Genomic DNA, 8,894 nt, shown 5'->3' with positions numbered 1-8,894 from the left:
AAGTGGTCTAGTTCATGTTGTAAACACATTGCAGCAAAACCACTGAATTCTTCTTCAATTTCTTTTTATTAACTTTTTAATGATTATTAAATGGAATTAAAAAATCTTTAATTTTTAATTAATTAGCTTGTTTAATAACTTTATTATTTTGCTTAAATCATTTCTTTTATATAATTTACTAAGACAATTAATTAAAAAATAGATGAAGAAAAGAAAAGCACATGTATAACGTTAAATTTAAAGACTTAATTAAACCAAATGCTAAGCCAAATAAAGCTTGAATCTATATGGATACTAACCCAGTTATTAGAGCAGTTGCAAAACCAATTGATTCTTATGAATTTAGTAATGAAGACATTTATTATTTAAAACGAATGGTTAACTATATTGAAGCAAGTTTTTTTAATAAAGCTAAGAAATTTAAGATCAGAGCAGGAGTTGCTATTGCTGCTCCACAAGTTGGCTGATCTAAGCGTGCTACTTATATTCATTTTGAGAATGATGATAAAGTTTATCAATACTTATTAATTAATCCAGAAATTGTTTATAAATCAGAACAGATTGCATACATTATTTGTGGTGAAGGATGCTTATCTGTTGAACCAGATAAAGCTGGGAATGTACCACGTCATAGTGTAGTTAGAGTTAAAGCTTATGATTTAATTAGAGAAAAAGAAATTGAAGAAGAATTCAGTGGTTTTGCTGCAATGTGTTTACAACATGAACTAGACCACTTAGATGGTAAAGTTTACTATGATCATATCAATAAGGATGATCCACAATATAGTGATAAAGCTTGGATCAAGATTGGACGTTAGTTGTGAGTAATAATTATCAAGCAACAAATATTAAAGTTCTTGAAGGGCTTGAAGCTGTTCGTAAACGTCCTGGGATGTATATTGGTTCTACTAATAGTAATGGACTACACCATTTAGTATGAGAAATTTTAGATAACTCAATTGATGAAGTATTAAATGGGTATGCAAATAATATAGTAGTAACCTTACATAAGGATTATAGTGTTAGTATACTAGATAATGGTAGAGGGATACCGGTTGAAAAACATCCATCTACTAATTTATCAGGAGTAGAGACAGTATTAACTATTTTACATGCTGGTGGAAAGTTTGATGAGAATACTTATAAAAGTGCAGGTGGATTACATGGGGTTGGTTCATCTGTTGTTAATGCACTAAGTAGTTGATTAGTTTGTGAAGTATATCGTAACAATCAAATCCATCAAGCTAAATTCATTAATGGGGGAAAAATTGATCAAAGTTTAAAAGTGATTGGGAATACAAGAAAAACAGGAACTCTGATCCATTTTCTTCCAGATCCTTTAATCTTTAAAAATTTACATTTTTCACCAACAACAATTCGTGATCGTTTACAAGAATCGACTTTTTTAATTAAAGAACTTAATATTGTTTTTGAAGATAAAATTAACAATCAAACATATGAATTCAACAATCCAAATGGGCTTGTTGATTTTGCTAACTTCATCACTAAAGATAAGAAAACAATTTGTGATGTTATTTATTTTAAACAAAACTATCAACGAATTGAAGTTGAAATAGCTCTTAAATATACTCAAGAAGAAAATGAAATCATTGTTTCATTTGCAAATGCTGTTAAAACGATTGAAGGTGGAGTACATGAAAGTGCTTTTAAAAATGCATTAAGTGCTGCACTTAATAATATTGCTCGAAAATTTAACTTATTAAAAGAAAAAGAGAAAAATCTTGAAGGGGAAGATATAAGAGAGGGATTAGTAGCTATTGTTTCAGTTAAAATCCCTGAAAGTTTAATTAGTTATGAAGGACAAACTAAAAACAAATTATTTACTCCTGAAGCTTATGAAGCAGTACGAAAATGTTCTGAAGAAGCTTTAAGTTTTTGGTTTGTTGAAAACAAAAACCAAACAGTTGAAATCGTTAATAAAGCAATAAGAAGTCGGGATGCTCGATTAGCTGCTAAGCAAGCTAAAGAAGCTACTAAGAAAACTAAAAAAATTAAAGAAGAGCGGGGAATGGGTGGAAAACTTACTCCAGCTCAATCTAAAGATCCAAAAGCAAATGAACTATTCTTAGTTGAAGGGGATTCTGCGGGTGGATCTGCTAAATTAGGACGAAATAAAAAATACCAAGCAATTTTACCCCTTCGTGGAAAAGTGATTAATGTTGAAAAAACAAGACTTGTTGATGTACTTAAAAACGAAGAAATTGCTTCTATTTTCACTTGCCTTGGAACGGGAATTGGTAAAGAATTTGATTTAAGTAAACTTAAATACCATAAGGTTATTATTATGACCGATGCTGATACTGATGGTAGTCACATTCAAGTTTTATTATTAACTTTATTCTATCGTTTTATGCGACCATTAATTGAAAATGGCAACATCTATATTGCTTTACCCCCATTATATAAATTAACTAATAAACAAACTAAACAACATTATTATGCTTGAGATGATGATCAATTAGAAGAACTTAAAGCAAATCATAAAAACTATGAGATCCAACGATACAAAGGGCTTGGAGAAATGAATGCAGATCAATTATATACAACAACAATGGATCCAGATAACCGTTTGTTATTACAAGTTAATATTGATGATATTTTACAAGCAGAAAAACAAATTAGTTTACTAATGGGTGAGGATGTAGAAAGTCGAAGGGAATGAATCAATAACAACATTGATTTTAGTGTTATTGATCAAATGCTACAACAAGAGGATAAATCATAATGGAAAAACAAAGAGTAATAAAAACCCCACTAGACTTAGTGGTTAGTGAAAGTTATGGTAAGTATGCAAAATACATTATCCAAGATCGAGCATTACCAGATGTGCGTGATGGACTTAAACCAGTGCAACGACGGATCTTATATGCAATGAATGATCTAAATATCCATTATGATAAACCATATAAAAAATCTGCTCGTAGTGTGGGTGAGGTAATTGGTAAATACCACCCCCATGGTGATTCTTCGATCTATGAAGCAATGGTGCGAATGAGTCAAGATTGAAAAAACAACCTTTGTTTATTAGATATGCACGGAAACAAAGGATCAATTGATGGGGATGCTGCTGCTGCTATGCGTTATACAGAAGCCCGTCTTTCAAAAGTTGCTAATTTAATGTTACAAAACCTTGACAAGAACACTGTTAAGTTTATGCCCAACTTTGATGATAGTGAAAAAGAACCAAGTGTTCTACCATCTATTTTTCCTAATCTATTAATTAATGGAGCAACTGGAATTGCAAGTGGATATACCACTAATATTCCACCCCATAACCCAAACGAAGTTTGTGATGCTTTAGTTTATAAGATTTCTCATCCTAATTGTAGTATTGATGATTTAATTAAAATCTGTCCAGCTCCTGATTTTCCAACAGGTGGAGAGATCCATGGTTTAGATGGATGTTATAATGCAGCTAAAACTGGTACTGGGAAATTTGCGATCAGAGCATCAATTACAACTAAAACTGATTTAGCTAAAATTGATCAATTAATTATTACATCAATTCCATATGATACTAACAAATCACAAATTGTTAAACAAATCGATGAAATCATCTACAACAAAGAAGTAGCTGGTCTTTTAGAAGTAAGAGATGAATCAGATGCTAAAGGGGTTTGTGTTGTTATTGATATAAGAAAAGATAGTAATTTAGAAAACATCAAAAACTATTTATACAAAAAAACTTTATTACAAATCAACTATAGTACTAGATTTATAGCAATCGTTGATCGAGCACCAGTTTTATTAACTTTAGATCAATATTTAGATGCTCAAATTAAACACTCATTAGATATCATCAATAAAACTGATATCTATGACTTAAATAAAATCAATTTAAGAAAAGAAGTAGTTTTAGGATTAATTAAAGCAATTGATATCATTGATCAAATCATTGCTTTAATTAGAAGCTCTTCTAGTAAACAAGAAGCTAAAGAGAAATTAGTAGCTACTTTTGATTTTACTATTAATCAAGCAGAAGCAATTGTAATGATGCGTTTATATCGTTTAACTAAAACTGATATAAACGATCTAAAAGCTGAGTATGAACAACTAGTAGCTGATGCTTTAATTATTCAAGCACGAATTGATGATATTAATATAAGAAAACAATATTTAAAAGAATTAATTAAAAACATTAAAAAAGAATTTGGATATGCTCGTAAAACCTTATTAGTTGATCAATTAAGTAAAATTGAAATCAATGAAGATGATATGATTGAAAAACAAGATTTAATGATTACAATCTCTTCCCAAGGTTATATTAAAACAGTTCGTAAAAAATCTTTTGAAAGTTCTAAATATAATGAAGCAGGTATTAAAACTAATGATTTATTAGTTTATATTAATCATATTAATTCACACCATAAGATTAATATAGTTACCTCACTTGGTAAATTAATCAGTATAGTTGCACATAAATTACCTATTTTAAAATGAAAAGATATTGGAGAACACTTAAACAACTTTGTTAAGTGTGAAGGTAATGAATCTGTTATCTATGCTTTTATTTCAGATGAAAACTTTGATTTTAATAGTCATCAACTTTTATTAACTACTAAACATAATATTATTAAAAAGATTAATTTAGCTGAGTGTGAACTTAATAAACCAATTAAAAGTATTAGTGTAATGAAACTAGCTGATCATGATCAGCTAATAAGTGCTCAATTACTAAAAGCTAATTTAAACTACTTAGTATTTATAAGTACATCTAATGGACTTGGAATGATCTTTAGTAGTCATGAAGTTAGTTTACTAAGTCGAACTGCTAAAGGAATTAAAGCTTGTAAGCTAAAATTAAATGATTATTTAATAAGTGCTTATGCACTAGAACATAGTAATCATAATCTAGCTTTATTTTTAGATGGGGCTCTTAAAATAGTTAATTTAAATGATCTAAAATTATCACACCGGTTTTTAACCCCGTCTAATTTATTTTTATCAAACAAAAAAATCAAACCAGTTTTAGCATCATTTTTATTAACAAAAGGGAATGGATTTTATTTACTTAAAAATGACGGATCAGTTAATGTTTTTGCATTAGTTGATCCTAAAGCTGCTAGTTTTGATACTAAACCAATTAATAATAATGAACTTAATGATCTTAAACAAGTTAGTTATGATTACTTTATAAGTGAGTTAGCTGATTCTAAAGCTATTAATAAAGCAACTATAGTTGCATCACAAATTGAAATAGTTAATTTAGAAGAAGAAACTGAAAGTACAATTGATCTATTAAGTACGATTGGAGATAAAGAGTATGAATCGTAAATGTATTGGGTGTGGAGCTTATCTAGTTAATGATCCTAATAGTTTAGGATATACTCCAAAACTATTAGAAGATACTAAATACTGTGCTCGTTGTTTTAAATTAAAAAATTATAATCAAGTCGATAATCTAGCTCATATTGATCTAGATCATAGTGTTACTAAAATCATACAAAACATTGATTTTAGTAATCTTAAAATCTTTATGGTATTAGATATTTTAGATTTAGAACATACCATTATTGATGAATTATTAGCTTATGAACAGCAAATTGTTTTCTTAATCAATAAAATTGATTTATTACCAGCAAAATATAATGCTGATTTAATTCATGCTAATGTTAAAACGATTTTAGCTAATCATGGTTTTAAACATTCTGAAATTCTATATTGTTCAACAAAGAACAAAACAAGTTTAAAACGAATTTATGATCAAATCGAAGATGCCACTAAACATAAACAAAAAAGCATTTTCTTTGGTAAATCAAATGTTGGTAAATCTAGTTTAATTAATGCTTTATTAACTTTAAACAAACAAGATCCAACACTAACTGTTAGTAGTTTTACAAACACTACATTACATTTAAACAAAGTAATGATTAATAAGAATACAATTTTAGATTCACCTGGGATTAGTTTTACTGCTAACATTCTTAACTATATTAATCCTAAAGATAATAAATATGTAATGGTTAGTTATGATAGTAAATTTGTTAACTATCAACTAGAACCTAAGCAAAGTCTTTTAATATCAGGACTTGTTGGGATTATGTATTTAGAAGGAGAGAAAACTACTATTACTTTATATCTTTCTAATGAACTTGATATAAGACGATCAAAACTAGAAAACTTTGAAAAAAACTGAACTAACCGATCAAGTTTAGCTAAATACCAATATTTAGATGATTGTACTAATTTCAAAGATTATGAATTTAATTTAGATCCAAACAAAAAGAATAATATTAATATTGCTGGACTTGGATTATTAGTTATTAATGCTAAAGCATCTAAGATCAAAATTAGAGTTTATGAAAAAGTAGGAGTGAAGCTAGCGTCTGCTGCGATTATTTAAAATGAAATACTTACTGTTCCATGGCACTTTTGATATGTTTCATAATGGACATTTAGCAATCCTTAAAAAAGCAATCAGTTTAGATCATTATGATCAAATTATTATTACTCCAAGTAATACTAAGTTTTTCTTAGATAATTATAATCTAGATTTTGTAGCTAAGAAAAAACAATTATTAAGTATTAAAGAAGATCGAGTTCATATGATTAAAGCTAGTATTAAAGATCTAGCATATCCTATTCAAATTTGTGATTATGAACTTAATCAAGTAAGTAAAGCTTACAGTATTGATACTATTAACTATTATTACAGTACATATGGAAATAATAATGATTACTACTTTATTATTGGAAGTGATCAAGTAGCTAATCTTAAAGATTGAAAAGACATTGAATCAATTGTTTGTAAAGTTACTTTTTTATGTTTTTTAAGAAATAAGGATGATAAAGAAACTATTGCATCTAAACTTGATCAACTTAAATGTAATTATTCTATTATTGATTTTGATGTTGATATATCATCAACAGTTATTAAACAAGTCCACCAACCAGATCATTTAGTTGATGAAGTATTTGATTTTATTAATGATAATGGACTATATGCTATTTATTTACTTGAGAAATATTTAATTAATGAAAGTGATTTAGATGATCAATCTAAAAATATCAACCGGATTAAGCATTGTTATCGGGTTGGTGAATATGCTCATTTTATTATGTTACATTATGATCAATCAAAAGCTCGATTAGCTTATAGTGCTGGGGTTTATCATGATATTTTAAAAAAATGTTCTGAACCTAAAACATTAGCTTATTTTAAACAACATCAAAAAGAACTTAAAATCAATGATTTTGTATCTTGAAGAGTTTTACATGCTAATAATGGTGCACACTTATTACAAACTAAATACCATTTTAAAAACCAAGAGTTAATTAATGCAATAGCAAGACACACTAGACCATTTGATTATAATAGTGCTAATGAAATTAGTTTATTAGATAAGGTATTATATTGTGCTGATAAACTTGAACCAGCACGTATGGAAGGAATTGATTTAGACAATATCGATCATTACCGAAATCTAGTTTTAGAAAATATTGATCAAGCTTTTATTGAAATCTATGAGCAATTACAAAATAAAGAGGTTAAATAAAGATGAAGTTTGATATCGGAATAGTAGTTGCTCTTAAGGATGAAATCAAAACCTATTTTAAAAAACTAACTAATAAAAAAGTTGTTAATGTAAAAAACAATGATTTTTATTTATTTACATTAGATTGAAATGATCAAAAAATAAATTGTGTATTAGCTTTTTGTGATGTAGGAAAAGTCAATGCAGCTATTTGTAGTAGTTTAGTAGCTGAGTGTTTTGGGGTAGAATTAATTTTAAATGTTGGAAGTTGTGGAGCAGTTAATCCTAATTTAAAACCACTTGATTTATTACTAGTTAAACAAACTCAATACTTAGATGTTGATCTAGTTGCTTTTAATTATGAACAAAACCAGATACCAAGACGTTCTAAATTATTTAATATTAAAGATCATTATATTAACTCACTTACTCAACTATTAGCTGAACAAGATAAACAAACAGTGATTGCAAGAGTTGGATCTTGTGATCAATTTATTAATGTTAATAACATTGATCAACTAAAAGAAAAAGAGATTGATGCTATTGATATGGAATTAGCAGCAATTGCTCATGTATGTGAAATCTTTAAGTGTGATCTAGTAAGTATTAAATTGATTTCAGATCAAATCTATCATCCTAACAACAATGATACTTTTAAAAAGAATCTAACATTAATTGATCAATGGTTTAATCAACATCTTAATGATGTTATTAAACTATTAGTAGCTACTAAAGATCTAAAATAATTAGTTATTTATTTTAAACTAATAACTAATCTATCTAGTTAATAATAGTAAAGTTAACTATCTTAAACTAATTAACAACTATTTTTTATTATCATAAATGATATAATAAAATAATGTAAATAAGGTTTACTAATAAAGGAAACATAATGAAATATACAATATCTCGTCAAGCATTAAAAGAATTAAAAGAAGAATTACGTGACATTTTAGAAGTTAAATGACCTGAAATTACAAAGCAACTACAAGATGCTCGTGAACAAGGGGACTTATCTGAAAATGCTGATTATGATGCTGCTAAAAATGAACAAGCTGCACTAAGTAAGCGTAAAGAAGAAATTGATGCAATTCTAGAAAACTATGAATTAATTGAAGATATTGAACGAATTGATGGACAAATTACACTAGGTTCATCTGTTGAAATCATTAATTTACGAAGTGATAAAAAAGAAGTAGTTACAATTGTTGGTTCAATGGATTCTAATCCTTTTGAAGGTAAGGTTTCAAATGAAACTCCACTTGGTAAAGCTTTATTAGGAAGCAAGGTTAATGAAACTGTAACAGTTCATGCTGTTGCTCCTTATCGAGTTAAGATTATTCGAATTTTAAACGATTAAAGATAATTATAAAAAAAGACAACAACTAGCTTTAAATT

General features: G+C 27.7%; 7 protein-coding genes and 1 pseudogene. 7 read left to right on the top strand and 1 reads right to left on the bottom strand.

Annotation, left to right across the window (positions count from 1 at the left end; all coding sequences use genetic code 4):
- Positions 1-62: pseudogene (locus UDIV_RS04785) on the bottom strand (peptide deformylase); the annotation flags it as partial.
- 159 nt (positions 63-221) lie between these two features.
- Here UDIV_RS04785 and def point away from each other — a divergent pair.
- From def to greA, 7 genes are all read left to right on the top strand, one after another.
- The gene (def, locus tag UDIV_RS00780) at positions 222-818 is read left to right on the top strand and encodes a peptide deformylase (RefSeq protein WP_038101900.1); all 597 of its coding nucleotides are present in this window, start codon (positions 222-224) and stop codon (positions 816-818) included.
- A 2-nt stretch (positions 819-820) separates the two neighbouring features.
- Entirely contained in the window at positions 821-2,746 is a 1,926-nt protein-coding gene (parE, locus tag UDIV_RS00775; protein ID WP_038101897.1) for a DNA topoisomerase IV subunit B, read from the top strand.
- A complete protein-coding gene (gene parC, locus UDIV_RS00770) occupies positions 2,740-5,295 on the top strand; it encodes a DNA topoisomerase IV subunit A (protein WP_081847792.1) in 2,556 nt (851 codons plus the stop codon). Before parE ends, parC begins: the two co-directional genes overlap by 7 nt.
- Positions 5,285-6,364: a ribosome biogenesis GTPase YqeH gene (gene yqeH, locus UDIV_RS00765; RefSeq protein ID WP_038101894.1), complete on the top strand. Its 1,080-nt coding sequence runs from the start codon at positions 5,285-5,287 to the stop codon at positions 6,362-6,364. Before parC ends, yqeH begins: the two co-directional genes overlap by 11 nt.
- Position 6,365: 1 nt before the next feature.
- Positions 6,366-7,517: a bis(5'-nucleosyl)-tetraphosphatase (symmetrical) YqeK gene (gene yqeK, locus UDIV_RS00760; protein WP_038101892.1), complete on the top strand. Its 1,152-nt coding sequence runs from the start codon at positions 6,366-6,368 to the stop codon at positions 7,515-7,517.
- Between the two features lie 2 nt (positions 7,518-7,519).
- A complete protein-coding gene (gene mtnN / locus UDIV_RS00755; RefSeq protein ID WP_038101890.1) occupies positions 7,520-8,242 on the top strand; it encodes a 5'-methylthioadenosine/S-adenosylhomocysteine nucleosidase in 723 nt (240 codons plus the stop codon).
- Between the two features lie 146 nt (positions 8,243-8,388).
- Positions 8,389-8,856: a transcription elongation factor GreA gene (gene greA, locus UDIV_RS00750; protein WP_038101888.1), complete on the top strand. Its 468-nt coding sequence runs from the start codon at positions 8,389-8,391 to the stop codon at positions 8,854-8,856.
- Positions 8,857-8,894 lie beyond the last annotated feature (38 nt).

Source organism: Ureaplasma diversum NCTC 246, from assembly GCF_000731915.1.
GTDB lineage: Bacteria > Bacillota_I > Bacilli_A > Mycoplasmatales > Mycoplasmoidaceae > Ureaplasma > Ureaplasma diversum.
The sequence above is the reverse complement of the archived record's forward strand: the minus strand, read 5'-3'. Positions and strand labels throughout refer to the sequence as shown.